The 26,764-nt window shown below is 62.1% G+C and carries 26 protein-coding genes; 10 read left to right on the top strand and 16 right to left on the bottom strand.

The features are described 5' to 3' along the window. Window positions 1-239: 239 nt before the first annotated feature. The 3 genes from KBY97_RS03265 to KBY97_RS03255 form a co-directional block, all read right to left on the bottom strand. On the bottom strand, window positions 240-896 hold the full coding sequence (locus KBY97_RS03265) for a hypothetical protein (RefSeq protein WP_255145241.1): 657 nt from the start codon (window positions 894-896) through the stop codon (window positions 240-242). Window positions 897-1,094: 198 nt separating this feature from the next. After that, window positions 1,095-2,801 carry a GMC family oxidoreductase gene (locus tag KBY97_RS03260; protein WP_255145240.1) on the bottom strand — a complete coding sequence of 569 codons (1,707 nt, stop codon included), beginning with the start codon at window positions 2,799-2,801 and terminating at the stop codon, window positions 1,095-1,097. Between the two features lie 432 nt (window positions 2,802-3,233). Beyond that, window positions 3,234-3,425: a hypothetical protein gene (locus KBY97_RS03255; protein WP_255145239.1), complete on the bottom strand. Its 192-nt coding sequence runs from the start codon at window positions 3,423-3,425 to the stop codon at window positions 3,234-3,236. 189 nt (window positions 3,426-3,614) lie between these two features. On the opposite strand from KBY97_RS03255, the gene KBY97_RS03250 reads away from it, so the two are divergent. Beyond that, a complete protein-coding gene (locus KBY97_RS03250) occupies window positions 3,615-3,761 on the top strand; it encodes a hypothetical protein (protein ID WP_399217179.1) in 147 nt (48 codons plus the stop codon). 78 nt (window positions 3,762-3,839) lie between these two features. Here the strand turns inward: KBY97_RS03250 and KBY97_RS03245 are convergent, their stop codons facing one another. Continuing rightward, entirely contained in the window at window positions 3,840-4,700 is an 861-nt protein-coding gene (locus tag KBY97_RS03245; RefSeq protein WP_255145237.1) for a dienelactone hydrolase family protein, read from the bottom strand. A gap of 157 nt (window positions 4,701-4,857) precedes the next feature. On the opposite strand from KBY97_RS03245, the gene KBY97_RS03240 reads away from it, so the two are divergent. Continuing rightward, the gene (locus KBY97_RS03240) at window positions 4,858-5,175 is read left to right on the top strand and encodes a hypothetical protein (RefSeq protein WP_255145236.1); all 318 of its coding nucleotides are present in this window, start codon (window positions 4,858-4,860) and stop codon (window positions 5,173-5,175) included. A gap of 182 nt (window positions 5,176-5,357) precedes the next feature. On the opposite strand, the gene KBY97_RS03235 is transcribed toward KBY97_RS03240, so the two are convergent. Then, window positions 5,358-5,663 (bottom strand): tRNA-dependent cyclodipeptide synthase, encoded by a 306-nt coding sequence (locus KBY97_RS03235; RefSeq protein ID WP_255145235.1) that lies wholly within the window; start codon window positions 5,661-5,663, stop codon window positions 5,358-5,360. Between the two features lie 48 nt (window positions 5,664-5,711). Here KBY97_RS03235 and KBY97_RS03230 point away from each other — a divergent pair, with 48 nt between their 5' ends. Further along, window positions 5,712-5,999: a transposase gene (locus KBY97_RS03230; RefSeq protein WP_255145234.1), complete on the top strand. Its 288-nt coding sequence runs from the start codon at window positions 5,712-5,714 to the stop codon at window positions 5,997-5,999. Window positions 6,000-6,009: 10 nt separating this feature from the next. Continuing rightward, window positions 6,010-6,882 (top strand): IS3 family transposase, encoded by an 873-nt coding sequence (locus KBY97_RS03225; protein WP_315857135.1) that lies wholly within the window; start codon window positions 6,010-6,012, stop codon window positions 6,880-6,882. Between the two features lie 12 nt (window positions 6,883-6,894). Here the strand turns inward: KBY97_RS03225 and KBY97_RS03220 are convergent, their stop codons facing one another. The 3 genes from KBY97_RS03220 to KBY97_RS03210 form a co-directional block, all read right to left on the bottom strand. Next, complete coding sequence (locus tag KBY97_RS03220; RefSeq protein ID WP_255145233.1) at window positions 6,895-7,620, bottom strand: tRNA-dependent cyclodipeptide synthase; 726 nt, start codon at window positions 7,618-7,620, stop codon at window positions 6,895-6,897. A 463-nt stretch (window positions 7,621-8,083) separates the two neighbouring features. Then, complete coding sequence (locus KBY97_RS03215) at window positions 8,084-8,329, bottom strand: hypothetical protein (RefSeq protein ID WP_255145232.1); 246 nt, start codon at window positions 8,327-8,329, stop codon at window positions 8,084-8,086. Window positions 8,330-8,434: 105 nt separating this feature from the next. Further along, on the bottom strand, window positions 8,435-10,141 hold the full coding sequence (locus KBY97_RS03210) for a SulP family inorganic anion transporter (protein WP_255145231.1): 1,707 nt from the start codon (window positions 10,139-10,141) through the stop codon (window positions 8,435-8,437). 92 nt (window positions 10,142-10,233) lie between these two features. Here KBY97_RS03210 and KBY97_RS03205 point away from each other — a divergent pair, with 92 nt between their 5' ends. Together KBY97_RS03205 and KBY97_RS03200 are read left to right on the top strand one after the other, a co-directional pair. After that, the gene (locus KBY97_RS03205; protein WP_255145230.1) at window positions 10,234-10,917 is read left to right on the top strand and encodes a Coq4 family protein; all 684 of its coding nucleotides are present in this window, start codon (window positions 10,234-10,236) and stop codon (window positions 10,915-10,917) included. Between the two features lie 297 nt (window positions 10,918-11,214). Further along, a complete protein-coding gene (locus KBY97_RS03200) occupies window positions 11,215-12,204 on the top strand; it encodes a fatty acid desaturase (RefSeq protein WP_255145229.1) in 990 nt (329 codons plus the stop codon). A 148-nt stretch (window positions 12,205-12,352) separates the two neighbouring features. On the opposite strand, the gene KBY97_RS03195 is transcribed toward KBY97_RS03200, so the two are convergent. The 7 genes from KBY97_RS03195 to KBY97_RS03170 form a co-directional block, all read right to left on the bottom strand. After that, window positions 12,353-12,943 carry a histidine phosphatase family protein gene (locus tag KBY97_RS03195; RefSeq protein WP_255145228.1) on the bottom strand — a complete coding sequence of 197 codons (591 nt, stop codon included), beginning with the start codon at window positions 12,941-12,943 and terminating at the stop codon, window positions 12,353-12,355. A gap of 385 nt (window positions 12,944-13,328) precedes the next feature. Then, window positions 13,329-13,613 (bottom strand): hypothetical protein, encoded by a 285-nt coding sequence (locus KBY97_RS03190; protein WP_255145227.1) that lies wholly within the window; start codon window positions 13,611-13,613, stop codon window positions 13,329-13,331. A 101-nt stretch (window positions 13,614-13,714) separates the two neighbouring features. Further along, window positions 13,715-14,203 carry a hypothetical protein gene (locus tag KBY97_RS03185; protein WP_255145226.1) on the bottom strand — a complete coding sequence of 163 codons (489 nt, stop codon included), beginning with the start codon at window positions 14,201-14,203 and terminating at the stop codon, window positions 13,715-13,717. Between the two features lie 168 nt (window positions 14,204-14,371). Continuing rightward, window positions 14,372-15,091, bottom strand: coding sequence for a hypothetical protein (locus KBY97_RS14795; protein ID WP_399217173.1), 720 nt, complete (start codon window positions 15,089-15,091; stop codon window positions 14,372-14,374). A gap of 347 nt (window positions 15,092-15,438) precedes the next feature. Then, window positions 15,439-16,557, bottom strand: a complete 1,119-nt coding sequence (locus KBY97_RS03180) for a DMT family transporter (protein WP_255145225.1) — start codon at window positions 16,555-16,557, stop codon at window positions 15,439-15,441. A gap of 4 nt (window positions 16,558-16,561) precedes the next feature. Next, the gene (locus KBY97_RS03175; protein ID WP_255145224.1) at window positions 16,562-19,681 is read right to left on the bottom strand and encodes an efflux RND transporter permease subunit; all 3,120 of its coding nucleotides are present in this window, start codon (window positions 19,679-19,681) and stop codon (window positions 16,562-16,564) included. Between the two features lie 110 nt (window positions 19,682-19,791). Then, window positions 19,792-20,358, bottom strand: coding sequence for a hypothetical protein (locus KBY97_RS03170; protein WP_255145223.1), 567 nt, complete (start codon window positions 20,356-20,358; stop codon window positions 19,792-19,794). Window positions 20,359-20,483: 125 nt separating this feature from the next. On the opposite strand from KBY97_RS03170, the gene rppA reads away from it, so the two are divergent. Both rppA and KBY97_RS03160 read left to right on the top strand, forming a co-directional pair. After that, window positions 20,484-21,176 carry a two-component system response regulator RppA gene (gene rppA, locus KBY97_RS03165; RefSeq protein ID WP_255145269.1) on the top strand — a complete coding sequence of 231 codons (693 nt, stop codon included), beginning with the start codon at window positions 20,484-20,486 and terminating at the stop codon, window positions 21,174-21,176. 601 nt (window positions 21,177-21,777) lie between these two features. After that, complete coding sequence (locus KBY97_RS03160) at window positions 21,778-22,650, top strand: cell wall metabolism sensor histidine kinase WalK (protein ID WP_255145222.1); 873 nt, start codon at window positions 21,778-21,780, stop codon at window positions 22,648-22,650. Here KBY97_RS03160 and KBY97_RS03155 read toward each other — a convergent pair. Next, window positions 22,607-23,125, bottom strand: a complete 519-nt coding sequence (locus KBY97_RS03155) for a GNAT family N-acetyltransferase (RefSeq protein WP_255145221.1) — start codon at window positions 23,123-23,125, stop codon at window positions 22,607-22,609. The genes KBY97_RS03160 and KBY97_RS03155 overlap by 44 nt on opposite strands. 271 nt (window positions 23,126-23,396) lie before the next feature. Between KBY97_RS03155 and KBY97_RS03150 the strand changes: the two genes are divergently transcribed. Further along, window positions 23,397-24,554, top strand: coding sequence for a glycosyltransferase family 4 protein (locus KBY97_RS03150; protein ID WP_255145220.1), 1,158 nt, complete (start codon window positions 23,397-23,399; stop codon window positions 24,552-24,554). Beyond that, complete coding sequence (locus tag KBY97_RS03145; protein ID WP_255145219.1) at window positions 24,547-26,664, top strand: glycogen debranching N-terminal domain-containing protein; 2,118 nt, start codon at window positions 24,547-24,549, stop codon at window positions 26,662-26,664. Before KBY97_RS03150 ends, KBY97_RS03145 begins: the two co-directional genes overlap by 8 nt. The last annotated feature ends 100 nt before the right edge of the window (window positions 26,665-26,764 follow it).

The following is a 26,764-nucleotide window of genomic DNA, read 5'->3' as shown; positions in this document are numbered from 1 at the left end:
GGTCTGGAGAAAGTGAATGGCGAATGGGCCCTGATCGCCGCCACACACAATCTGCTCAAGCTGTTCAGGTTCCGGCGATCACAGCAGCAGATGTTGATGGAAGCGACGGGATGAGGGGCTCCTGCATCACCTCCACTTCCATGAAGCTCGGTGCAGAAAGCCACAGCCCGGAGCCGTCAGCGTCAACAAGCCCGAACTCGCTGCAATCGGTGGACCGATTCTCTACGAGCAACAAACTCCTAGGTGGTGGCGTTGGTGGTGGCTGGGCACCGGTGGGTTCTTCGGCCAGTAGAACCTGCGGCTGGTTCACAAGGGTGTGGGTGACGCGATGTCTTCATGGCTGGAGCAGCCTGCACAAGGTTCAACTGCGCCTGCACCGACCCCAACCGTGCCTGGCTGACTAGGAACGCCCGGCGCCTGGCATCAAAGGTGACCTTCGCAATCGCGCTGGAGCCATAGAGCTGCTGGTTGCTGCGATCACTGGAGCCGATCGCAATCTGATCGGCCACTCCCGCCTGCAGCTTGCGCCGGACTGCCCCAATCTCCTGGGGTCCGTTGCCGGCCTGCAATTTCTGGAGGTTCCCCTCTGCTGCCGCCACTGTTCCCTTCGCCCGCAGCCAGGTGCCGCCCAGGTTGCTGCCGACCATGCGCACCTGGATCTGGCCGGGGCTCACCTGGGCGCCATGATCCGGGACCAATGCGGTGACCCGGCCCGGCTGCTTGGGGCTGATGTTCACCGGCGTGGTGGGCGGATCGAGCCGGCGGGAGTCACCTTCAACACGAGATCGCCGCGCTCCACTGGGGCGGTCTGCTGGGCCAGGTCCGTTGGCAGTGGCGGTGGGCTGCCTTGCATTGTTGCGGCGAATGACGGTCTGCAGCAGTCCGAGGGGCAGCACGGAGCAAACGGTGGGCTGAACGTGGTGAGGTGAGTAGACGCCCGTGCACGACGGTGAGCGTTGATGATGCTGTCGACCAAGGATCTCTGCGTGGCAGCCAGGTTTCCATCGACTGCATGGGGAAGCCTGGCCGATGGGTTACCCGGTGGGTGAGCTCGGGCGGACAGCAATGGTGTGCGTAGAACGGTGCTGTTGCTCTTACTGGGGACTATTAACCAAGTAGCGGGAGAGCCTCAAGGCCAGCCCTGCCAAGGCGCGCACGGGATTCGCAGCCGTGCTGATGGGAAGCACGGACATGTCGCAAACATAAAGGCCGGTGGTGCCATGCACTTTCAGGTTCTCATCTACTACGGAGCGAGCATTAAAGGGCGCGTTGCGATTGGCTTTCCACGGCATTCGCAGAGTGCCGCAGGCGTGATGAACCGTTCCCCATCCGAAAGGCCATAGCTCACCGTAAAACCCACCATAGGGGGGCGTCATCGGGTCAACATCGTTGAATTCATTGAAGATGCGTTGACGTGTTTCATTCAGCAATATCATGAAGTCGGCGGTGTTCATCTGCCAACCCGCCACAGCAGGAAACCGTGAATTCAGGAGGTCGTCGAGGAAAGCAAACTTCTTGAAACTGATGGAGGGCTTGTAGCCATCGTTGGCGTTCGAGTGAATGCCATTCTGGTCGTCGAGGCAGTTGGCAAAGCTGAACTTAATGTCTACCACTGTGCGGGTCGGGTCGTTCTTCGGGAGGCCTTCCGACGGATCGTTGTTACGCAAATGCCAGTACTCGTGATTCACATTCATCTCGATGTTAAACGGGTACTGAACATTCCCATCAGCGCCAGGTTTCCCCTTGGAATAGAAGATGATCTTCGCATGGTCGTGCGGTGAGATGTCGATGCGGGGGTTGCCGACTGATGTCACATAGGCCCTCGACTCAGCCGTCACGGGGTGATCCGTCAGGCCGAAGCCCACAAGTTGCTTGATGTCGTCCGGCAACGTTGTGTACACGGAAGACCGGTTGATCAACTTGGGGCTTTCGATCGAGCCGGCTGCGATCACCACCTTTTGCGCGTAGAAGCTCCGCTGCTCTCCCGATACCGTGTCGGTTGTCTTCACCTCGTACCAATCGTGGGGCACGCTGTTGACGGCTTCGACAAAACTGTTCAACTTGATGAACAACCCGTTGCCGTTGAGATCGATCTTGGGGCCGGTCAGGCCTGTCTGATTGATGAGAAGTTCAGCCGTGTTGAACACACCTGTCGACTCCACGAAGAACTTGTCTGCCGGCGTCCCGTCTGGCATCAAGTAAGGCTGGTGCAGCGCTCGGGGCGTCTCGTGGATGAAGAAGTCGTCAGCGAGCGGGCTGTTGCGGAAGTGATCAACCAAATCCCTGACCTTGCTGCCCAAGGTCAACGACCCGTTCATGCGCTGGCCAGCGAGCAACAGGAACTCATCCTTCAGCTCTGATCGCACAGTGCCAGGGAAAAAGTCAAGTTCCCAGTCTTGGGGGTCCGGGATGAGGCCAGACCAGAAGATTGAACGACCACCGAACACGAGTTGCGGTTTGCCACCAATGAATTGCTGATCTGTTTCCGTTTGAGTAAAGGTGTCAACACCAAAATGATTGGCTACATCACTATTTGAGAAGCGGCTGATGTTGTAGACGTGTGTGGGATAGACAAAGGATCCAACATCCACGACCAGGATGCGTGATTGTGGCTTCTGCTCGGCCAGGTCATCAGCCAAGATCCCGCCGCCAATTCCTGAGCCGACCACGATGGTGTCAAAGTCTGGATTGGGGCCGTCGTAATCTCGAATCAGACGGGTATGAGCTTGACTCCGCTCGGAAACTAGATTTTCGTAGTTGTTTTGGAATGGCATACCTTTACCTGAGGAATGTGGGATCAACCAAATGTTGAATGCATGTTTTCTATGATGAAGGATTCCGCGAGGAAGGCTTCTCCTGGAATGATTCACCGAGAAGGCTTTACCTGGATGGATTCACCTGGATAGCTTCCAGCATGCCGGATTCCAGCAAGATGGTTGCCACGAACGATGGAACCGGATCATTCGAATCCCAGAATCACCCCAGCGTCCTGGGGGAGCCCTTCAACACCAGATGTGCTGCCAAGGCTGTTGAGCAGAGCGCGATCAGGAAGAATGTTGGCCCATCGGCCTGGAAACCAAGGGTTCACCACGATACATAGAAAAGTCATGCAGCTCCGCTCACCTTGAGCACTGCAGGCAGTCGACGCTGGATTCGCTCGCTTGCCGCTGCCCGAAACTGCCGCCGCGCAGAACAGCCGCCGGCTCCACGGCTCAAGCAAAAGGCGGGGCCCCTCAGCGCTGCAGCAGCCAACGCAGGAGCGACAACGCGATCAGCAGGCCGATGCCGACATTCCAGATCCAAGCAGGCTGCTCGGAGAGACGCTGCAGCCATGAAGGAAGCGGCTTGCCGCGTTGCAGCAGCAAGGTGAACAGGAGCAGCATCGCCGTTGGGATGCCAACGGCCAGCAACAGATCGCGAAGCATGGATCGAGGGGTGCCGCAGGAATCAACCTACCCAGGCTCGGGTGGAGCAGAATCAATGGGTGGCGACCAACTTGCCGGTGGAGTAGCAGGAGCTGAGGTGGGGCGCCGACGTGGAACGTGCTGCTGCCGTAGGATGAGATAGCTGGTGCAGGAATTTTGAAAAAGATTACCGGGCCACTTCGCAGGGCCTTGATCTATGGCCTGATCAGCTACGCAGGGCTTGTAGTGATCAACAACTCAGAGCTGGATCTGCCCAACATGTGGATCGCTTACCTGCCGATGTTCATCGGCGTGTATGTGGCCACCCAATGGCTCGATAAGAAGATTGGGGAGTGAAACATCAAGCTTCAGCTTGAGCTCAACGCAACTCCCGCCGTTGCGCTGCTGCCCAATCGGGCGGTCCTGCGCAGGCCATCAGGCCACCCCGTTGGCTTTGAACCAGGCCAACATGCGTCGCCAGCCTTCTGCAGCGGCTTCCGCCCGGTAGGTGGGCCGGAAATCGGCGTGGAAGCCGTGGGGAGCATCGGCAAACACGATGATGTCACTGCGGTTGCCGGCTGCCTTGAGGGCAGCTTGCATGCGCTCCACCGACTCCAGCGGGATGCCGTCATCCTTGCCGCCGTACAAACCCAGCACCGGCGCCTTGATCCTGGCCGCCACATCGAGGGGAGCAAAGGGTTGCTCGGGCGTGCGGGTTCCCGCCAGGCGGCCATACCAGGCCACGCCGGCGGCGAGCTTCGGGTTGTGGGCGGCGTAGAGCCAGGTGATGCGGCCACCCCAGCAAAAGCCGGTGATGCCGAGCTTGTTGCTGTTGCCGCCACCGCTGCTGACGGCCCAGGCCACGGTGGCATCGAGGTCGGCCATCACCTGGGCATCCGGCACCGTGGCCACCACCGGCAGGATCGCGGCGATATCCGGCAGCTTGGTGACATCCCCCTGGCGCTCGAACAGGCTGGGGGCAATGGCCAGATAACCGAGCCGCGCCAGGCGGCGGCACACATCCTGGATGTAGGCGTGCACCCCGAAGATCTCCTGCACCACCAGCACCACCGGCAGATTCGTGCCCACAGCTGGCCGGGCCCGGTAGGCCGGGATGGGGCGGCCCTGCACCGGAATGGTCACGAAGCCGGCGGTGAGACCCTCTGCCGGGGTGGTGATCGTGGAGGCCGACACCGGCCGCACCGCCACGGCAAAACCAGCAGCGAGCGTGGCCAGCATCAACTCGCGGCGGCGCAGGCCCTGAGGGCCGGCTGGATCAGAGGGCGTTGGGGGCATGGGGAGCAAGCTGAGGCGCCGATGGGTTCATTCTGCTGCGCTCTGCTGATTGCGACCGTTGCGAGTGGAACCAGGCATGACATTGCCGATGGTGAGCGGCTGCGATCGTGGCTAGAGGTGGGTGGTGCCAACGCACAGAACACTCACGAGAACAACCATGAACGCATTCATGACATCCATGATTTCAGCTGTGATTCTGGTGGTCTCTTTGCTGTTCCAATCACCAGCCATGGCCCTGGCGGCTCCCTTCTTTCAGTCATCAGGCGAGTGCGACGAAGTAACCAGCCGGATGGAGACCATCTCCGTGCAAGCCGGAGACGCTCTTCAGGACACAATCGGCTCCATCACCGGAGACGGGGGCCAGAAGGGTAAGCAAAGTGAGGTGAAAGCCAAGGCCGCCGGTAAGACCGTGGACCGCAACACCAAGGAGCTCGTTGCCAAAGACAACCGGATGGTGAACAAAGCGGTGAATTAGGCCTGACAGCGCGTTGGGGTTTTGACGGCCGCTGTGCGGCTGCGGCACTCAAGCCACCATCAAAGCCACACCTGATCTTGATTCATGCTAGCGGGCCTGCCAACAGGCAGTAGAATGCCAAATCCGTTGCTTGATCACCGGCAGAACAGATCAGCAGCTGCAGGTGCTGCTCACGCCGCAGCTCAGCTTGGCGGTTCTTTGCTTTCGCTCAGCTCATGGGCGATCACGAAATGTTGACCGAGAGACGGCGCTATCGAGAACACGCCTGAAAACAGGCTTTCGAACAACCTGAGTGGCCTGTGATAAACGAACGTTGAGGTTGTAACGTCGAACAGCTCAGGGCCGAAGAGGATGTTGGGCAGCTCTGCCATCAGATAGTTCACTGCGCGCAGGCGATCTAGATCGCTCAGTTGATGACCCTCTCGGCACCGGTTTTCGAGAACCTTATCGGTAGCTGAGATGGTCTGGCTTTTCTGGACAGGGTCCATCGTTAACCTCTGAGGCGGGGCACCGCCCCTGAGAGGGGGCTCCAACCCATGAGCAAACGCCGCACCCATAGCCCAGAGTTCAAGGCCAAGGTCGCCATGGAGGCGATCAGTGGTCGCAAAACGCTCCAGGAGACTGCCGCTGATCATGCGGTGCATCCAATCCAGGTGAGCCACTGGAAGAAGCAGCTGCTGGAGGGTGCCAGCGACCTGTTCACCCGGGGCAAGAAGACCCAGGCCAAGGACGAAAGCCGGGCCAAGGAGGCTGAGCTGTTCCAGCAGATCGGCAAGCTCCAAATGGAGCTGGAGTGGTTGAAAAAAAAGTCTCAGCTGCTCTGATGCCCGTGAACTGCGCAAACTGGTCGATCATCACCACCCTGAGCTCACGGTTAGCCGCCAGTGCGAGCTCCTCGGATTGGCACGATCGACCCTCTATTACAAGCCCGTGCCTGTCAATGAGTCCACTCTGCGGATCATGGCCAGGATCGATGCCATTTACCTGGAGGATCCCACCTCCGGCAGCCGTCGGATGGTGCAGTATCTGGCCAGAGACGGTATCCCGATCAGCCGTGACCGTGTCCGAAACCTTATGCAGCGCATGGGTTTACGGGCGATCTATCAGAGACCAAGGACGACAGTTCCTGGTAGCCCATCCGAGCGTTATCCCTGCCTGGTGGACCTCCAGCAGCTCACGGCCCCAGATCAGGTCTGGGCGACGGATATCACCTACATTCCGATGCGGAAGGGCTTTCTGTACCTGGTGGCCGTTGTCGATCTGTTCTCTCGGCATGTGCTCAGCTGGAAACTCTCCAACAGCCTTGACACGGAGTTCTGCCTGGAGGCCCTGGAGATGGCCCTGGTCAGTGGCCGCAAGCCCCAGATCTTCCATTCCGATCAGGGCTGTCAATTCACCTCATCGGCCTTCGTTCAACGACTCAAGGCAGAAGACATCAAGATCAGTTGGTCAGGAAGGAGGCGGTGCTTTGACAATATCCTGGTGGAGAGACTGTGGCGCACCGTCAAGTATGAGGAGGCGTATCTGCGTGCCTACAGCGATGGCTGGGAGGCGGAGATCAGCCTGGCCCGCTTCTTCTGGAGGTATGGTCATGTAAGACCGCACAGCGCACTGGGAAGCAAAACTCCCCATGTGGTCTACAATGAAACTAAACCCTGTTCTTCCCGCCCAGGGTTAACGATGTCAGGGGCCGTATCTGTCCAATAAAAGCCATCCACCTCAAGCTGCCAGACACTCCCTGCGAAATTCACTGTCTGCGGCGAATGCGGCACGGCACCGTACTTCGGCAGCGGCATAGCTGCCATACTGTGCCACCGAAGACCAGGGCAGCAGACCAATCCGTCTGGTCACAGCATCGACCGCCTCTCGAGCGCGACCAATCTTGTTGCTGTGATACCGGAGTTGCCGTTTCGTTTTATATGAGGCCTGCTCGGGGGTGTAGCCACCGGCCTCCAACGTCCACACCGTTGGCGTGTCGGGAATAAAGACACCGACCTGCTCAAAGTGTTCGTAGGCCCATAGCAACAATGCCGTGAGACGGGACTCGCTGTAATAACTATTAAATGGGCTGGTTCCAACAACAACATGGACGCGTTCACCGTGCTGTGGCAAGCATCGAGTCGGATTGAAGGTGTTGAGCGGATATCCCACGCTGCCGTAGGAGGAGAAGATGCAACCCTCACCGGGGCGCGGACGGATCACGAAGCTGCAGCGAGGGCAGGTATGGCGCACGATGCAGGCCGAGAGCCCGATGCTCTTTGAAATCTGGATGCCGCATTGGGGGCAGATCAACTCTGCCAAGAAGGACGTCTCCATGATGCGGCTGATGCTACTGTCTAATTGATGAGAAGTCTCTTGGATCTTACTCATTAGAACTGAACCATGCTCAGCATCTTTGTGTGGTGGAATCATGCATAGATCACCGTAGATAATAACCGCTGCCACGCTGATGTGGGGCTGAGTGATGATTGGAATGGTTCATTGGGAATCCAGCTTGTCAGAAGAGTCGTGGATGATGGAGTCGTGAAGAGCAGTTGATGGCGCGGCAGATGAACGTTCGGCACCAGCGCAGCTCCGCTCCCTCAGTTCAAGCTGCGGAATCGGCTGGATGGCCTGGTTGCCCACAAGCAGCCAGGACACAGCCCTGGCAGCCAGAGTTGAATCAGGCTGCCACCAACGCCTTGATGCTGCATTGCATGGGTATTGAGGGGGCGGCGCCCTCCGGCAACTCCAAATCCCGCAGCCAGCCGCGCTGCACCCAGAGCGGAAGCAGCTCGGCAATGGGGGTGCCGGAGCGCTCGAGGCCTTGGCGGCAGAGTGCGCCGAAGGGCTCCCCGGAGGCGAAGGCCTGGAGCAGATGCCATTCCGGCGCGCTACGAAGAAGCAGGCGGGTGGTGTGGCCGTCTCTTCACACGAAGATCCTGATTCCTCGCTGATCGCGATCAATCCAATCGTGCCATGCTGTGGGGTTGGTATTCACCTCCCAGATGCGGTGGATGGGGTAATCGGAGGCGATCAGGGCGGCCCTGGCAGGCAACAGGAACACAAGCCGATCCCAGTGCTCGGGAGGTATCCGGGCGAGCGCCAGTAGCTCCAAGCTGGCCCGATCAGGGGCATTGAAGGCCCGGTGCCAGAGCCATTCCAGCCGCGCCACATCGCCGAGATGCGGGAGGCTCTGGGCGGGCCGGAAATTAGCAAGAAAGGCGGGGAACGCGGCGCCGAAGTCACGGAGATCAGCGCTCGTTGCGGCTGGACCCCATCACCCAACACGCGCCCCGCCCTCCCCCCGAAACGCTGCAATCGCCTCAGGCAGCGTGGGGTAAAAACGCTCGGCGCCCACCCGCTCCACGAAGCCGGTTCTGCTGAGCTGTTGGTAGAGGTCCTGCTTGGTGCGGGCCATGGCGAAGAGGATGCCGTTGGCCGTGAGTTCGCGCTGGACGTCCTGGAGCACATCGGCGGCGGTGATGTCGATCTCCACGATCGCCTCGGCGTTGAGCACGAACCAGCGCACCGGCGTGGGCTCGGCCGCCACAGCGGCCAGGGCGCGGCGGCGGAAGTCTTCCGCATTGGCGAAGCAGAGGGGGGCGTCGTAGCGGTACAGCACCAGGCCGGGGATGGTGCTGGCTCCCTCCCAATCGTCCACGTCGTGCAGGCCGCCCAGCTGGGGCACCTGGCCCAGCACCGCGTCGTGGGGGCGCACCAGCCGCGCGAACAGATCGATCACCGACAGCGCCACCGCCAGACCCACGCCCATCAGGATGTCGGTGAACAGCACACCGGCGCAGGTGATCAGCGCCAGGTGGAATTCGCTGCGCTTGAAATGGCGCATCCGCTTGAGCTCGCCGATGTCGATCAGGCGCAAGGCGGCATAGATCACGATCGACCCCAGCGCCGCCTGCGGGAACAACGCCAGCAGCGGCCGCAGGAACAGCAGCACCACCAGCACCACCACGAACGCCACCAGCGAAAACAGCTGCGAACGGCTGCCCAGCGCTGCGCTGATCGCCGTGCGGCTGCCGCTGCTGCTCACCGGAAAGCCCTGCATCAGCCCATTGCCCAGATTCACGGCCCCTAGCGCCAGCAACTCCTGGTTAGCATCGATGCGGTAGCCGCCCCGGGCCGCAAAGGCGCGGGCGGTGAGCACGTTGTCGGAATAGCCCACCAGCGCGATGCCCACCGCCGCCGTGAGCAGATACCGAAGCTTGTCGAGCGCCAGGCCAGCGGGCGGCGCCAGGTGGCTCAGCTCCGTGAAGGGCAGCACAAAGCTCGGCAGGCCGGCCGGGATCGCGCCGGTCACAGCCACACCCGCCTGATCCAGGTGAAACAACCACACCGCCGCCACCGCCAGCAGCACCGCCAGCAAGGGCCCGGGCGCCGCGGGGAACCGCCGCTGGATCAGCAGCAGGAACACCAGCACCCCGAGCGCCAGCAGCAACGTGGGCGGATTGATCTCGCTGCTGCGGCCTGCCAGCTCCAGCAGCTCACCCGCCAGCGACGTCGCCTTCAGCTCCAGGCCGCTGATCTTGCCGATCTGGCCGCTGATCATGATCACGGCCACCCCGGCCATGTAGCCCACCAAGATCGGCTTCGAGAGCAGATCAGCCAGAAAGCCCAGCCGCGCCCAGCCCCCCAGCACGCACAACAGGGCCAGCAGGCTGGCGAAGCTGGCATAGGCCAGCGGATCGCCGGCGGCGATCGGGGCGATGGCGGCGGCCGTCATCACCGCCGTGGTGGATTCGGGCCCCACCGATAGCTGCGGCGAGGAGCCGATCAACGCATACAGCAGCAGCGGCGGCAGGATCGCCCAGAGCCCGGCGATCGGCGCCACGCCGGCCAGCTCCCCGTAGGCCATGCACTGCGGCACCAGGTAGGCGGCCACGGTCACACCCGCCAGTACGTCCCCCCGCAGCCACGACGGTTGGTAGGCCAGCAGGCGCCTCAGGCCCGCCAACAGCGAAACGGACATCCCTTGGCCTGTTGCACCAGCGCGTGTCTCCACAATGGCCGCCGCAGCAAGAGCCAGCGGCCATAGGTTGACCCCACGCCTCACCATCAGCCATGTCCCGCTTCCAGCAGTCCCTGCAGGCCCTGGGGCAGGCCCGCCAGATGATCGCGGTGGGGCGCAGCCAGGGGGATCTCGCCAAGATCGCCGATCTGGTGGACAGCTTCCTGGACACGCCCCAGATGGACGCCTGCCTCGCCCGCTTCAGGGCCCTGCCGGGTGGGGCGGAGCTGCTGGACAGCCGCTATCCCCCCCTCCAACCCGACCTGGAGCGGCTTTCGGCGCTGCCGCTGGGGAGCTTGGGCCACACCTACGCCGCCCTGATCCGGCGTCTCAACTACGACCCTTCGTTCTTCCGCCCACGCCCGATCGATACCGAAGGCCGCTGGCTCACCCAGCGGATCGCCACCACCCACGACATTCACCATGTGGTCAGCGGCTTCGGCACCTCAGCGGCCGGGGAGAACGGCGTGCTGGCGATCACCGCCACCCAGATCGGCTTCCCCGCCTACGTGAGCCTCACCCATGCGGCCCAGATCGCCGGCTTCCGCCTGCGCCTCGACGACTACGAGACCCTCAGCCGAGCCATCAGCCATGGCGTCACCATCGGCTTCACCGCCTCTCCCTTCGCCACCGCCCGCTGGGAGGAGGGCTGGGAGCTGCCGGTGGCGGCCTGGCGGCAACGGCTGGGGGTGACCCTGCCGGCGGATGGGGAGCCCTATGGGTTGAGCCCGAGCTGAGCTGCATGGACCTGCGCTCGCGAGTGGAACCGAAAGGCTCAGGCTCCACGGTGGGGCAGGCCAGGCGGTTAGGTTTCTCGGCGATCAAAAAGTCAAGTCAGGAGTACGTCGGGTGGGTTCGATTCATTGATGACAACGACCACCCCTCTCTCTCCTTTCTCCCCATCCAGCCCAGCCTTCCCGGATATACCACAAGCTCCCAGGAGCTGGCCGAGCAAGCAACAACTCCTGGCCGCTCTGCCGGCGGACATCACAGACAAAAACGTTGCCAAGGCCTGGACAACCTTGGCCTTCTCGTTGTCAACCTCCCTGCTGGCCTATGGGGTGGGTTGCCTCATCCCTCTGCAGTGGAACCTTGCGCCTGTTTGGCTGCTGTATGCGGTGGTGGCGGGCACCCTGGCGGGCGGCTGCTGGGTGCTTGCCCATGAATGCGGCCACAACGCCTTTCACCCGAACCAAACCATCGAAAACGGGGTGGGGCTGGTCTTGCACAGCCTGCTGCTGGTTCCTTACTTCTCCTGGCAACGAAGCCATGCGGTGCATCACAGCCACTGCAATCACCTCGAAGCCGGTGAAACCCATGTCCCCTCCCAGGGGAAATCCTCCTGGGGCTTCTTCACGGAGGATCTCAAGAGAATCCTCGGTGTACCGGCCTATGGGGCTGTGTCGATCCTGGTGCACCTGCTGCTCGGCTGGCCGCTTTACCTGCTGTTCGGCATCACCGGTGGGCCTGAGCACGGCTTTCCCACGTCCCATTTCATTGATGTCCCGCTCTTCAATGCCGGACGCCGCCAGCTGTTCCCGGGCAAATGGAAGGGCTTGATGCAGATCTCCAATCTGGGGCTGGTCGTGGTTTTTGCTCTGCTGGTTGTGTGGGCCAGCCAGACATCGATCCTCCGGGTGCTGTGCGTGTATGGCCTGCCCTATCTGGTGATCAATGCCTGGCTGGTGGCTTACACCTGGATGCAGCACACCGACCCGGCGATCCCCCACTTTTCGTCAGCCGACTGGGACTGGGCCAAGGGCGCCCTCCAGACCGTTGATCGCCCCTACGGCCCACTCCTGAACCTGTTGCACCACGGCATCGGCTCCACCCACGTGGTTCATCACCTCAATCCCCGCATCCCCCACTACAACGCCTGGCGCGCCACTGAGATCCTTCGCAAGGCCTTCCCCGACCATGTGCGCGTGGATGCCACCCCGATCCATCAGGCGCTCTGGAAGGTGGGCTGCAACTGCAGTTATGTCAGCAGAAATGACCAGGACGGGGGGTATTACTACAGCTGAATCCCGCCAGGAACAGCAGCAGAGTGCGAACAACAGCAGCTGCCTGCGACTAACAGCAGCAGCTTCACAACTCACGATTGGCAGGAACAGCCACTGGCCTGAAGCCCCCCAGTCGTGATTCCGATCAGTGCCTGTACCAACCGTGGAGTCACAGCGCTGCCGCGTTCCAACAGCCCAGGGCCGGCTCGCCGCGGTAACTGGAGAGAATCGAGAGGCTGGCGGTGTCGAGCAGGAAGTGGCTCCCCTGGCTCGGCGGCAACCCGATCCAGCGCGCCGCCAGCACCCGCAGCAGGTGGCCGTGGGCGACCACAGCCACCATTCCGCCATGGGCCCGCAGCCGCTGAATCACGCGGTCCGCGCGCGCACCGATCTGAGCCGGGCTTTCACCCTCTGGGCAGCCATCCCGGAACACCATCCAGCCAGGGGCCTCGCGTTGAATCTCCGCGGAGGTGAGCCCCTCATAGGCGCCATAGTTCCACTCGCGCAGATCCGGCTCGACCCTGGCGCCCTCCGCCAGGCCAGCCAGCTCGCAGGTGCGCCGGGCCCGCTGCAACGGACTCACCAGCACCAGCTCCACACCCAGATCCTCCAGAAGCGGCGCCAGGGCTTGGGCCTCCTGTTCACCATTGGCGGTCAAGGGGATGTCGGTGTTGCCGGTGTGGCGGCCCGACAGGCTCCACTCCGTTTCACCGTGGCGGATCAGCACCACCTCGCCTGCAGACAGGGTTCGAGTTGCCATGCGCGGAAGCTGCAGCCATAGGGAGTGTTGCCTGAAGCTGGCCTGCCGGCAAGGCCTCCGAGGCACAAGGCTGTGGCCTTCGTCGGCGATTGATCGCCAACAGCACTGATCAAGGGGTTGAAGGCCGAGGTGCTTGGAATTTCGGTACTTAGAGAGTCTGCCTCTGGAGATTCAAGCCAATCTCCTAGGGTCCTAGTCCTTGCCCTCGTGGAATGGAAAGATGGGGTTCATCTCGTCTGTTTGTTCAGGCGCCTGGTGGGCTCCTGGTAGACGCTTATCGCTCCATCCAAGGGGTTGCAACGCTGCCAAACCGTTCTTGGCCTGGGCTATCGGTTCAGCGGCGGGTCGAGCAACGGTTCTGCTGGAGCCGATCACGCACCACGCTCTACTGCTTCAGGATCGACTCAATTCCATAGCCAGCGAGGAACCAAACGCCAACCCAGAACAGGATGACGAGAACGTAGCCGAGCAGAGAAGGCCCGGCCCACCCCCACCCGCTGTAACCATCAGTGACCGGCAACCCAATCGAACGGAGAGGAATCAGCGGGAGATAGATGGATGCGAAGAAGATCTCCTTGATGAGGCCTCCGTTGGTCACCAAAGCAGCCCAAAAAGAAAGAATGGCCTGTACGAGTGAAAGACTGAGTCCTATCTTGGAGGCGAATCGCATGATTGCTTTCCAAACGGTTCGTCTCAGCCGTCGGCAGAGCCGGACGGCCGAAGAAGCGAGTTAGACGTTCCGCACGATGCCACAGTTCAACTGTGATGGGATCACGTCGTTTCCTCCCACGAGATTCGCTCAATCCCAAACACCTCATTCATCGATTCATAGAGGCGCTCGAGGTTTCGCAGATACTGAGCTTCGAGGCGACCCATCTCGTGCTGGTCTCTTGAGTTTGCAGTGGCCAGAAGTGTGTGCGCTTGGTTCCAAAAGATCTCATAAAACCTCTGCTTCAGCAGATAACGCTTCAACGCGAGCAGTTCGAACACGGCGGTAAGCGGCACGACGTCACCGTCGCGAAGGAGGCCCTCCACCTGTGTCCCGAGCCTGTGGCGATGAAGGTCAGTCGCAACTCGGAGGAGACGTTCCGCGAGATCGCACACCAGTTCGTACTGATCCAGGAGAATTTTCTGCTCAAAGTCTGACCTTTGCTTGAGGCGGAGCTCCATCTGCATCACGTAACGATCGAATTGGCTCGCAACGACCTTATCCGTGAGCAGCTTGAGGACATACACGGCAGCCGTGGCAACGATCAGCAACGCAAGAACCCCCGGGGAATACTTGCTTGCCCACTCCATCAGCGCTTCCACTGGTTGCTCCTCGTCTAAGGCTGCCCTTGTTGGCAGGCAGTGATGCTAGGGCGGAAGCAGCCAATCAGCAAAGGCCTGCACCCAAGAAACGCTTGATGGGACGATGCAATCCAACCTCTAAGGATTGTCTAACGCGATCAATTGAGGATTCTGACGTTTAAACCATGCCATGAATCTCTTGGGATCAGTGAACATGGGTAGGTATGCACTCCGCTGGATATAACCATTCTTAACGCTGAGGCCTCCCCACTCTGCGAGCAAGTCTTCAGTGACGCGCCAAGCTCCATCTCGATAACTTCCAATTTGCAGATGTCGGAGGAGCCGGCCGGATTCACCAGGCTTGGCAAAAAGAACGACGTCCCCATCCCTGTGACACCCGCCATCTCTGGTGTGTGCATTGCGGTGCCAGTCTTCCTGTGGCACATCCCTTGCTTTGATCATATGATCGATAACATAAAAGCCAATGATTGAATACTTCAGGCATCCGGTGTCAACCGATCTCAGCCCTGCATAGAAGACAAGAAAGTCACCTGGGCTGATCTCTGAGAAGATTCTTGCTCCACGCATCCCAGCGTCTCCAAAGCTCAGCTGTCTGAAGTCCGGGTCACAGTGGCCCTTGCGAGGCAAACGGTGGGGCCAACGGCATCGTCGATGAGCAGATTCAGGCAGAAACAACTCCACCGACCGCCGGAAAGGTGCATACGCTGTGTCGTAGTTGGGAGTCAAGTCTTTAGAGCTTCCCATCGGGACGTAGCAAAATTCGTTTTCATTGCAGGGGCCGTTCCAGCCCCCAGAAGTGGCGTCAATGCCAACACGGACTAGTAGGCCTTGGCTCATCTCTAATGCTGGATCTTGTGAGTATATGAATTCAGCCTAACCTGTTCTTTGACAGCTCAACGAACACTCTCCGCATCCGCTTCTCTTCCACTTCACACGGCGAACGTCCCATCCAAAAGCCTGACATCAAAGCTGCCGATACAGGGGCGCAGCCTTGGCCATGGGAACTCGCCATGGTGGCAAGTCTCCAAACCACCGCTCGTGCTTCAGCATTCGGATGGCGGATCTGCGCCCGCTGCCCTCTGCTTGGTTCATCCAGCCGGCTTAGTCATCCGGGGCTTGCCGCCTTGCCGGATCCAGTGGTGGTCGAACCCGCATCTCTGCGGTTGACAGCCACAATCGCAATTTCACTGCTTCTGGCTGTGATCATGCCGGTGATGCCCGTCGCTCACATGGCCATGCTCGTGCTCCATCGGGGCATGTTGATGCTCGTGGGCGTGCCAATAGGCCTGCTGTTGATGGCCTGCGTCCGGCGGCTCCCCGGGGTGGTCGTGGTTGTGATGGGGGTCACTGCCGGACGGATCGTGGTGGTGGCGGTGGGCATGGCGGAGCGGCTGGTGCCGATGCCGGTGGGAATGGTGTTCCTGAAGCAGCACGGCCACCCCCAGCGCCATGGCGGCTGAGGCCATCGCCATGGCACTGGTGAAGGCTTCGCGCAGCACCAGCAGGGAGAACAGCAGGCCCACAAAGGGGGCTGTGGAGAACACGAGCGCTTCGCGGGCCGCGCCCAGGTGGCGTAGCGCCAGCAGATCCAGCCAGATCGAAATCCCATACCCCACGCCGCCAATCGCCAGCAGCGCCAGCAGTTCGGGCCAGGCCGGCAGCCTCTGGCCGGCCGCGAGCGCCAGCAGGAGCATGGGGACTGACGCCCCGATCGCCTTGAGCAGGGCGATCTGCAGGGGGTCGCGCAGGCTGAGGCGCTGGCTCAGGTTGTTGTCGATCCCCCAGGCCAGGCAGGCGCCGACGATCAGCACGGTTCCCTGGAAGGTGGCTCCATGCAAGGAGCCCTCCGTCAGCAATACGGCACCCGTGAGGATCAATACCGCTGCAATCAGCCCCCTGCGGCTGAGGTGCTCACGGCCGATCAGCACCGCGATCAGCAGCGTGAACACCGCTTCGAGATTCAGCAACAGCGAGGCGGAACCCGCCGAAAGCAGGCTGAGGCCCTGCACCAGAGCGATCGGAGCGACCATTCCCCCCAGAACGGTGAGCCCCAGCAGCGGTGGCAGGTCTTGCCATTGAACCGGGGATTCCTGATCGTGATCGCACACGAATCCCCGCACCACCAGCAATGCGAAGGCGGCTCCGGCATAAAGCAGTGCGGCGATAATCAGCGGCGAACCTGCTCCGCTCACCACGCTGATCAACGGAGCGCTGAGCCCGAAGAACAACGCAGCCAGCAGGCCTGCGATCAACCCTTGCCGCTGGGGATTGGGGCTGATCAGCGTGGCCCAATGGCTCCCCATCACGTCATGCCTTGCTCACGGCTGGGTTGAGGCGAGGCAGCAACCAACCGCCGAACGCGGCATAGAGAGCCGGCAGCACCAGCAGGGTGAGGGTGGTGGAGGTGATCAGCCCGCCCAGCACCACAATCGCCAGCGGTTGCAGGATCTCGTTGCCGGCCCCAACGGCCAGGGCCAGGGGCAACATGCCCAAGGCGGAGGTGAGGGCCGTCATCAGGATCGCGTTGAGGCGCTGCAGGCTGCCGGCGCGGATCACCTCCTTGAGCTCCATGCCTTCGGCGTGGCGGCGGTTGTAGTTGTCCACCAGCAGCAGGCCGTTGCGCACCGCCACCCCGAACAGGGTGATGAATCCAATCAGGGAGGCCACCGAAAGCACACCACCGGTGAGCAGGATCGCCACCAGGCCCCCAACAAGGGCCAGGGGCAGATTGATCAGGATGGCGATCGTGGCCGGCAGTGATTGCACAGCCACGAACATCAACACGGCAATCACCACCGCAGCCAGGGCGCTGTAAAGCACCAGATTGGCGGTGGCCCGCTCTTCCGATTCGAACTGCCCGCCATAGCGGATCAGGTACCCAGATGGCAGTTGGATCGTGTTGTTGATGGTGTTCTGGATGTCTCCCACCACCGTGCCCAGCGGCCGGCCGCTCACATTGGCGGACACCACGATCAAGCGGGACACATCCTCCCGGTTCACCACATTGGCGCCCAGGCCATTGTCGATCCGGGCGAGGGACCCCAGCGGCAGCATGGTGCCGGCGGGGGTGGCGATCGGAATGGCCCGCAGGGCATCGAGGCTGTTGCGGGATTGCTCGGGCAACATCACCACCACATCGGTGCGATCGGTGCCGTTGCTCACCACCTGGCCCACCGTCTTGCCGTTGAGGGCAATCTCCACTGCAACAGCGAGCTGCTGCATCGTGAGCCCGTTGGCGGTGGCAGCCTTGCGATCGAAAACAATCTGCACCTGCTGGATCGGCAACTGGGGTTCGAGCTGCAGATCCACCACCCCCTCGATCGGCTCGATCGCGTCGCGCACCTGCTCGCCGATCCTGCGCAACTCCGCCAGATCGGGCCCGTAGATCTTGATCGCAATCGCGCTGCGCACCCCCGAGAGCACCTCATCCATGCGGTGGGAGATGAAGCCACCGATGTTAGGGGCCACCCCGGGCAGCTTCAGGAAGGCGGCGCGAAGTTCGGCGATCGCGGCAGGGCGATCCTGCATCGCCTGATCGCTCAGTTCCACATCCACATGGGCCAGGTTCACCCCAGCGCCATCGGCATCGCCGGGGGCCCGCCCCGCCCGCACCTGCACCCACGCGAACAGCGGGTTGGCCTTCAGGGTGTTGGACAGCGCCACACCGGCGCGGTTGGTCATCTCCAGGGACACGCCGGGGTAGAGCACCATCGAGTTCACCAGCGATTTCTCGCGGAACTCCGGCAGGAAGACCCGAGCGAGGCTGGGCAGTATGGCGCAGGCCCCCACCACAACGGCCAGTGCCACGGCCAGCAGGCGTTTGGGGGAGATCAGCGCCTTCTCCAGCAGGGGCCGGTAAGCCCGCTCAGCCCAATTGGCGATCCAGGTGTTCTCGGCAGGCAGCCGCGTATGCGCCAGCAGAATCCCGCAGAGCGCAGGCGAAAGGGTGAGCGCCACCAGGGTGGAGGCCGTGATCGACAGCAGATAGGCCAGCCCCATCGGCGCGAAGATCCGCCCTTCCACTCCCGTGAGGCTGAAGATCGGCGCAAATACCACCACAATGATGACGGTGGAGAGAATCACAGGTTGGCGCACCTCCACCGAGGTTTCGTACACCACCTGAAGTGGATTCTTGGGCTGGTCAGCCAGCTGATTGCGGCGCAGTCCGCTGTAGCAGTTCTCCATGTCCACGATTGAATCGTCCACCACCGAGCCGATCGCCACCACCAGCCCACCGAGGGTCATGGTGTTGATCTCCAGCCCAAAGGCGCGCATCAGCATCAGGCCGATCAGCAACGAGAGGGGGATGGCACTGAGGGTGATCACGGCGGTGCGCCAGTTCATCAGAAACAGCACCATCACCAGCGCAACAATCGCGATGCCTTCGAGCAGCGACCGGCTCACATTGCTGATCGCCGTTTCAATGAAACTGGCCTGGCGGAAGGTGCGCGTCAGCTGAATGTCACCCGGGAGGGTCTTGCTCAGAGCCGCGATGCGCTCCTCCACCTCACGCGTCACCTTTGGCGTGTCGATGTCGGGCTGCTTGTTGATCATCAACACCGCCGCCGGCTTGCCGTTGAAGCTGCCATCGCCGCGCTTGAGGGCGCCAGCAAGCCGCACGCCGGCCACATCACCAAGCCGCAGCGGTTGTCCGTTGCGATCCATCACCACCGAATCGGAGAGCTCCTCGCGGCTACGCGCCTGGCCATCGGCGCGGATCAGCTGCTCCTGCCCGCCCGCGATCAGAAAGCCGCCGGGGGCACTGGCACTTGCCGCTGCGGCCGCCTCAGCCACGGCCTGTAGCGACACCTGGCGGGCCTGCAGTTGCTGGGGATCGATCTGGATCTGCTGCTGGGCTTCCTCACCGCCGTAGAGGGTCACCTGGGACACACCCGGCACCGCCAGGATCTGGTGGTTGAAGGTGGTGGCAACGATCCGGCGCAGTTCCAGCGGCGTGGTCGGGCCGCCGCCCTTCAAGGTGAAGGCGAACTGCAGGATCGTGCCCAACGGCGACACCAGCGGCGAGATGGCCGGGGCGCTGGCAGTGGCGGGCAGCTCCGCCGTGATCTGCTGCAGTCGTTCCGCCACCGATTGACGGGCCCGGTTGATGTCGGCGTTCTGCGCAAACACCACCTGCACCATTGACAGCCCCACCTTCGAGGAGGAGCGCACCGTTTCCACCCCCGGCAGGCCGTTCACCGCCGATTCGATCGGCACGGTGATGCGCTGCTCCACCTCTTCTGGTGCCAGGCCATCGGCTGTGGTCTGCACATCCACCTGGGGTGGAGCGAACGGGGGAAACACATCCAGCGGCATGCGGCTGAGGATCGACAGGCCCCAGAGAGCGATCAAGAGCACAGCCACCACCACCAGCCAGCGCCTGGCAATCGCGGTGCGCAGCGTTTGATTCAGCAGGCGATTGAGCATGGAAGCAAGCAGAGGATGGGCAAAGCGGTCACTCCGCAGAACGCCGTGCAGCGATCAGTACGGAACGCCTTACAGCGATCCGTCAGTAGAGGGATGAGTCAGTGCAGCAATCAGTGCTTGTGGCCGCGTCGCGTGGCCACCACCCCGCCCAGCACAACCGCCACCGCCAGCGTCGCCGCCCCGATCACCAGCGGGCTGGGGCTCCCCGCAGCTGGGGTAGACGCGGGGGCAGGCGGAGCGCTGCTTGCCGTGGCAGGCGGCTCGTCAGCGGCGGCGCCCTCGCTCTTCTTCGACTCGGCATAAAGGGAGAGGCCCCCTTGAATCACCACCTCTTCTCCAGCCGTCACGCCTTCGCTCACTTCAATCTGGTCACCGCTGCTGGAGCCGGTCTTGATGAACACCGGGTCGTAGGTGGTGCCGTACTTCACGAACACCAGCGACTTGCCATCGGCTTTCACCACCGCAGCCACAGGAATCGACACCACCCCGCCGGCGGTAGTGGCAGGAGCCGTGGTGATGCCCAGCAGGGCATCGATCTCCCCATTGACCGGCACCTGGCGCACGTCTCCCTGCTGCTGAAACTCATCGCCATGGCCCACATGCGCCAGAGCCGGCTGAAGGCTCCCGGCGGCCAGGGCTCCAAGGCTGAGGCCAGCGGCCAGCAGAAACGCGCGCATGGTGATGTGGCTGCCGCAGGGCAGGACAAGACTCTGCCGAGAATGCCGCAGGGGGGATGAAAAACAGGTGAAACCAGCGGTGCTCCCTAGGATCCACCCCATCCGCCCCTGTGAGCGCCATGCCCCTGCGCCTCCTGCTGGTGGAGGATGAAACCGAGCTGGCCGGGGCGATCCAGGCGGTGCTCAAGGCCGAGCAGCATGTGGTGGATCACGTGGCCGAAGGCGCCGGCGCTTGGAGCCTGCTGCGCAGCGAGCTGGCCACCTACAACCTGGCGATCATCGATTGGATGCTGCCGGGTCTGTCGGGCCTGGAGCTCTGCCGGCGCCTGAGCGGAGCGGGGCTCACCCTGCCGGTGTTGATGCTCACGGCCCTGGCCGAAACGAAACACCGGGTGCAGGGCCTCGATGCCGGCGCCGACGATTACCTCAGCAAACCATTTGCGATGGAGGAGCTGCTGGCCCGGATCCGGGCTTTGCAGCGGCGTCAGCCCAACTACCGCGATCCGGTGCTGATTGCCGGCTGCTATGCCCTCGATCCCGCCGAAGGTTGGCTGAGCGTGGGGGCGCCCCAGACAACCACCCGGGTCCTGTTGTCTGCCAAGGAACGTCAGTTGCTGGCCTATTTCATGGAGCATCCCGGCGAGATCATTCCGGGATCACGCCTGCGCGCCCAGCTCTGGTCGCTGAATGAAGATCCGATCAGCAATGTGGTGGCCGCTCAGGTGCGGCTGCTGCGGCGCAAGCTCGCCAGCCACGGGCTCACCAATCCGATCGAAACGGTGCCCTCCCAGGGATATCGCTTTGAGCCGGAACCGTAGGCAGCTGGCTGATGACGAGGCCTGCTGCCATTCGCCTGAGCCGCCTGCGGCTGGCAGCGGCCTATCTGGTGGTGATCGGAGCGATCCTGTATGGCGCCGGCTACGGGATGTCTGGCCTGCTCATGCGTGCCCACTGGTCAGCAATCAAGAGCGAGGTGGAAACACTGGGCGGCACGCTGCACGACAGCCTCAAGCCACTGCTCCCGGCAGAAGCCCGTCCTTCGGTCCAACTCCTTACCATCCTGCCCGGGCTGTGCCTGGTGGGGGATCCCTGCCCGCTGCCATCAGCGCTGCTGCCGCGCCATGCGGTGAGCATCGCCGATCCAGAGCGCTTCTACCTGCGCCTGCTTAACCGGCAGGGCAGGCTCATCGCCCATTCCCCCGGTTCCCCCCGGACCACGGCGGCAGGTCCGGGCCCCGTTTGGACGGTGCTGGCTGAGCAGGTTGGTGAGCGCTTTCTGCAGTATTCGATCCACCTGCACCGCTCCCACGCGCCAGCACCACCAAGTGCGCAGCCAGGCACGCAAGCAGGATCGCAGCCAGGCGCACAGACAGCGGAACTGACGGAGCTGGATTGGGGTATCTGCAGATTGGTCGCAGCTTGCGCGGGCTGGATGCTGAAGCCGAACGGCTCTGGTGGGCGGCGCAGACGATCGTGCTGGTGGCGCTGCTTGTGGCTGGACTGGCGAGTTGGTGGCTCTCCGGCCTGGCGATGCAGCCGCTGCTGAAGGCCTACCGGCAGCAGGAGCAATTCAGCGCCGATGCCGCCCATGAACTGCGCGCCCCTGTGGCCAACCTGCTGGCAGTGGTGGAGGCCCACAGAAGGGTCGCTCCTGAGGAGCAGAAGGCTGGAAACGACATGCTCGCCGTGGTGTGGGGCCAGGGGCAACGGTTGAATCGCCTGATCACCGACCTGCTGCTGCTCGCCCAGCTTGAAGCGCCAGAGCTGGCAGCGGCCCTGCAGGCGTGTGACATCACCCAGATCGCCTCTGACCTGATTGAGGAAACCGCTGAGGTGGCAACCGCCGCTGGCGTGACCGTGCAGCTGGTCACCAACAACGAGGCCGCCATCATGGTGCACGGAAGAGAAAGGGATCTCTACCGGCTTGTCTCAAACCTGCTGCTGAACGCGGTGCACTACACGCCACCGGGCGGAACAATTTCAGTGAGCCTGCGGCGCGAACGGCACCAGGTGGTGCTGCAGGTGGAAGACAGCGGCACCGGCATCAGCACGGCCGATCAGCAACGCATCTTCGATCGCTTCTTCCGGAGCGACCCCGGCCGCTCTCGCCAGCGGGGCGGCACCGGCCTGGGGCTATCGATCGTGGCAGCAATCGTGCGGCGCCATCACGGGCAGATCTCAGTGGCATCAAAGCTGGGCAGCGGCAGTGCGTTCACGGTGAAGCTGCCTGCCGCGGGCAGTGGCTCGTTCAGAGCGGATCCACCGCTGCAGGCTCCAACACCAGCTGCTTGAACATCACAAACGCATCCACATAACCGAGGGTGCTGTGCAGAAACGCGCCGGGCAAGCGACCAACGATGGCATACCCCAGATGCTGCCAGAGACGCACCGCGCGGTGGTTGGTGGAAACCACAAAGTTGTACTGCATGGCACGAAAGCCCATCTCAACGGCGAACCGCTGAGAGTGCTCACACAGGGCCGTGGCCACACCTTGGCCCGCGGCAGCCTCGGCCACCATGTACCCACAATTGCAGACGTGAGAGCCAAGCCCCGGCTGATTCGGCCTGATGAAGTAGGTGCCGAGGATGTCTCCGGCATCTGAAACCGCCAGCAGCGTCGCCATTGGGATGTCAATCCAGGCCTGATGGGCGTCAGCTTCGCTGATGTCGGGCGGATAAACGTAGGTGTCTCCACCTGCAAAGGTGGCTCTCAGCAGGGTGAACAAGGCGGGCCAGTCTGAAGCCTCATACGGGCGAATGATGATCATCTGGGTGCCATGCCTGATGTCATTTTACTGGATCATCACCAGCATGGACAACGTGTCCGCGCGCGTGGATTCGAAACCCACCATCAGCGGAATGGAGCACTGAACGCAAGCAGGTCAGCTGGGTTGAAGGTCGGCGCAGCTGTGAACAGGCCACCAGTGGGCGTCCAGTGTGCATCCCGAGACAAACCCCGAATCGGCACACCTGCCGTCAACAGGAAAACCTTGGGCCAGGCAGCGTTCAGCACTGCCGTGTGGGGGTGCAAACGTATGGATGCAGCAGTTCTGCTGCAATGCTGTTGGCTTTGAAATACGTCGAAAGCTGTACACGAGCGGATCACCGAAGGATGCAGGCACGAATATGCGAATTGCACAGATTTCAACACTTCACGAAAGAGTGCCACCGATTGGTTACGGAGGTACCGAAAGAGTTGTACATTATCTCACGGAAGAATTGGTGAGGCGCGGCCATGAAGTGGTGCTTTTTGCCAGTGGTGACTCACTGACCAGCGCGCAGTTATGCCCCTGCGTGCCCGAAGCGCTGCGGCTGGGTGGGGCAAAGGGCGATCCAACTGTGCACGACATGATCCAGCTGGACCATGTGATCGCTCAACTCGATAGCATTGATGTACTTCATTTCCACAACGGCCATTACCATTTTCCGGTCGCAGAAATGTTGGGCGTCCCCCATCTGAGCACCATCCACGGTCCCTTGCATGCGTCCGAACAGAGGACGCTGTACGACCACTTTGATCAGGTGCCGTTGGTCTCAATTTCCGAAACCCAGCGTCTGCCTGTGCCTGCTGCCAACTGGCTTGGCACCGTTTATCACGGCCTCCCCACTGATCTGTATCACTACGAAGCCAATCCACAGCCCTACTTGGTCTTCGTCGGCCGGGTCTCGCCGGAGAAGCGGCTGGATCGCGCCATTGCGATCGCCACAGCGGTGGGTCTGCCATTGAAGGTGGCCGCCAAGATTGATCCTGTCGATGCTCCCTACTATCACGCCCAAATTGAACCGCTGCTGCTCAACAATCCGCTGGTGGAGTTTGTGGGAGAAGTGGACGATGCCGGCAAGCAGAATCTGCTCGGCAACGCGTTAGCCCTGCTGTTTCCGATCGACTGGCCTGAACCCTTCGGCCTGGTGATGATTGAGGCCAATGCCTGTGGCACTCCGGTGATCGCCTGGCGCAACGGCTCCACTCCCGAAATCATCCGTGAGGGGGTGAATGGTTTCCTGGTGGAGACGCTTGAGGAGGCGATTGCTGCGGTGCGTCAAGTGAAGCAGCTGGATCGTTCGCGGGTTCGCAGCCATTTCGAGGTGTGCTTTTCAGTGGGTCGCCAGGCGGAAGATTATGAGCAGCTGTACCGGCACCTGATCCAGGCACGCCGCAGCCACAGTCCTGCCCATCGCACATCAGTGCATGCCTGAACCCCTCCCCCCCTTCGTTCTCAAGAACGAGGAAACCTTCGCAGTACTGGATTCACGCGGCGAGATCTGCCCTGAACTTCAGCACGATGCCGGCATCTTCCACCGCGGCACCCGCCACATCAGCCGGCTGCAGGTGTTGCTGTGGAATGAATCGCCGATGGTGCTGAGCTCCACGGAGCTGGGTGCCATGGGCGTGCTGGTGAGCCATCTCACCAACAACAACGGGCCCAACGCTGGATCGGCGGCGATGAGCATCCATCTGGAGCGCACCACTGTGCTCACAGCCACGGCTTGCCTGCAGCAATTCTGCTTCACCAGTTATGAAGGCCGCCCCGTTCAGATGCCCCTGACCCTGCGGCTGGATGCAGATTTCTGCGACATCTTCGAAGTGCGGGGGTATCAGCGTCCCCAGCGTGGGCGCACGGTGCGGCGTGGCAGCGACGGGGCGCTGGAACTGCTCTACAGGGGCCTTGATGGCGAGGATCGGATCACGCTGCTGCGCATGAGCGATCCGGTGCAGGACGTCAATGCTGAAGACATCGGCCTGGTACTCACGCTGGAGCCCAGGCAAACCTGCCGGCTGTTTCTGGTGCTGGATTTCCATCCCGCCGCTGAACCACTGGGAGCGGAGGAGCACTACAACGCGGCGATGTCCGCCACGATCCAACGCTTCCGGGATGCACGGCGCCGTGCGGCCTCCGTGGTGAGCGACAACCCGGCCTTCAACAGCTGGCTGCTGCGCTCGTTCTCGGATGTGCACCTGCTGGCCAGCCAGGTGGAAGACGGCCTGTATCCCTATGCCGGCGTTCCCTGGTTCAGCTGCCCGTTCGGGCGGGATGGCCTGATCACGGCCCGCCAGATGCTGATGCTGGAACCGCGATTGGCGCGGGGGGTGCTGGGGTATCTGGCACGGCGCCAGGCCGTGGTGGTGGATCGATCTCACGATGAAGAACCCGGCAAGATCCTGCACGAATCACGGCTGGGTGAAATGGCAGCGCTGGGTGAGGTGCCGTTCTCCAGGTATTACGGAGCCGTGGATTCCACACCGCTCTTTCTGATGCTGGCGGGGGACTATCTGTGCCGTAGCGATGATCGCGATTTCATCGCTGGGCTGCTGCCCGAGCTTGAGGCGGCCATGGCCTGGATCCACAGAGCCGAAGCCAGCAGCAGCGATGGCTTTCTCCGGTGTCTACGCACCGCCGATGGGGGCCTGAGCAACCAGGGCTGGAAAGATTCCGACGATTCCATCCACCACGCCAACGGACAGCTGGCGGAAGGCTCAATTGCCCTCTGTGAAGTGCAGGCCTACGCCTACGGGGCGCGCCGTGCGTTCGCTTCAATCCTCCAGTGCCTCGGTCGGGCCAGTGAGGCCGAAGCCCTGCGCGAGGAGGCAGCTGGGCTGCGCCGTCGTTTTCATGCCGCCTTCTGGACACCGGCAATCGATTCCTATGCGCTCGCCCTTGATGGGGACAGCCAGCCCTGCAAGGTGCGGGCCTCGAATGCCGGCCATTGCCTCTGGACCGGCATCGCCACACCTGAAGCGGCCGCAGCGATTGCGCGCCAATTGATGGCGCCCACCAGTTTCAACGGCTGGGGAGTGCGCACATTGGATGAACGGGAGAGCCGGTACAACCCGATGAGCTACCACAACGGTTCGGTGTGGCCCCATGACAACGCCCTGATTGGCATGGGCTTGGCTCGCTACGGCCACCGCTCAGAAGCGTTGCAGATTCTCACCGGCCTGTTTGAAACCGCCAGCGCCGTGCCGATGTTTCGGTTGCCGGAACTGTTCTGCGGCTTCTCGCGGCGTGATGAGGAGGGGCCCACCTTCTACCCGGTGGCCTGCAGTCCCCAGGCCTGGGCCAGCGCCAGTGTGTTCGGCCTGTTGGAGGCGGTCACCGGCATGTCAATTGAGCGGGAAGCGGGTAGCCGGAGGGTGCAGGTGCGCCTGCGCAATCCCTGTCTGCCAAAAGGCCTCAACCTGCTCGATGTGAACGGGTTGCGGCTGGGAGATGAGGAGATCAATCTTCAGTTCCACCGCAGCGAACACGACGTGGGCGTGCTGGTGCGCAGCCGTACACCAGGGGTGGATGTGCTGGTCATGAAATGAGCGTGCCTGTCAGCATGATTCAGGTCTGAGTACAGCAAACGTACGCTCAGACTCAGTACAGCGCCACAGCCAGCGCGGCTTCCACATCATCGATCCAGAC

Source organism: Synechococcus sp. ATX 2A4 (assembly GCF_024346375.1).
In the GTDB taxonomy this organism is placed as follows: domain Bacteria; phylum Cyanobacteriota; class Cyanobacteriia; order PCC-6307; family Cyanobiaceae; genus MW101C3.
This window is presented reverse-complemented; position numbering and strand designations above follow the sequence as displayed.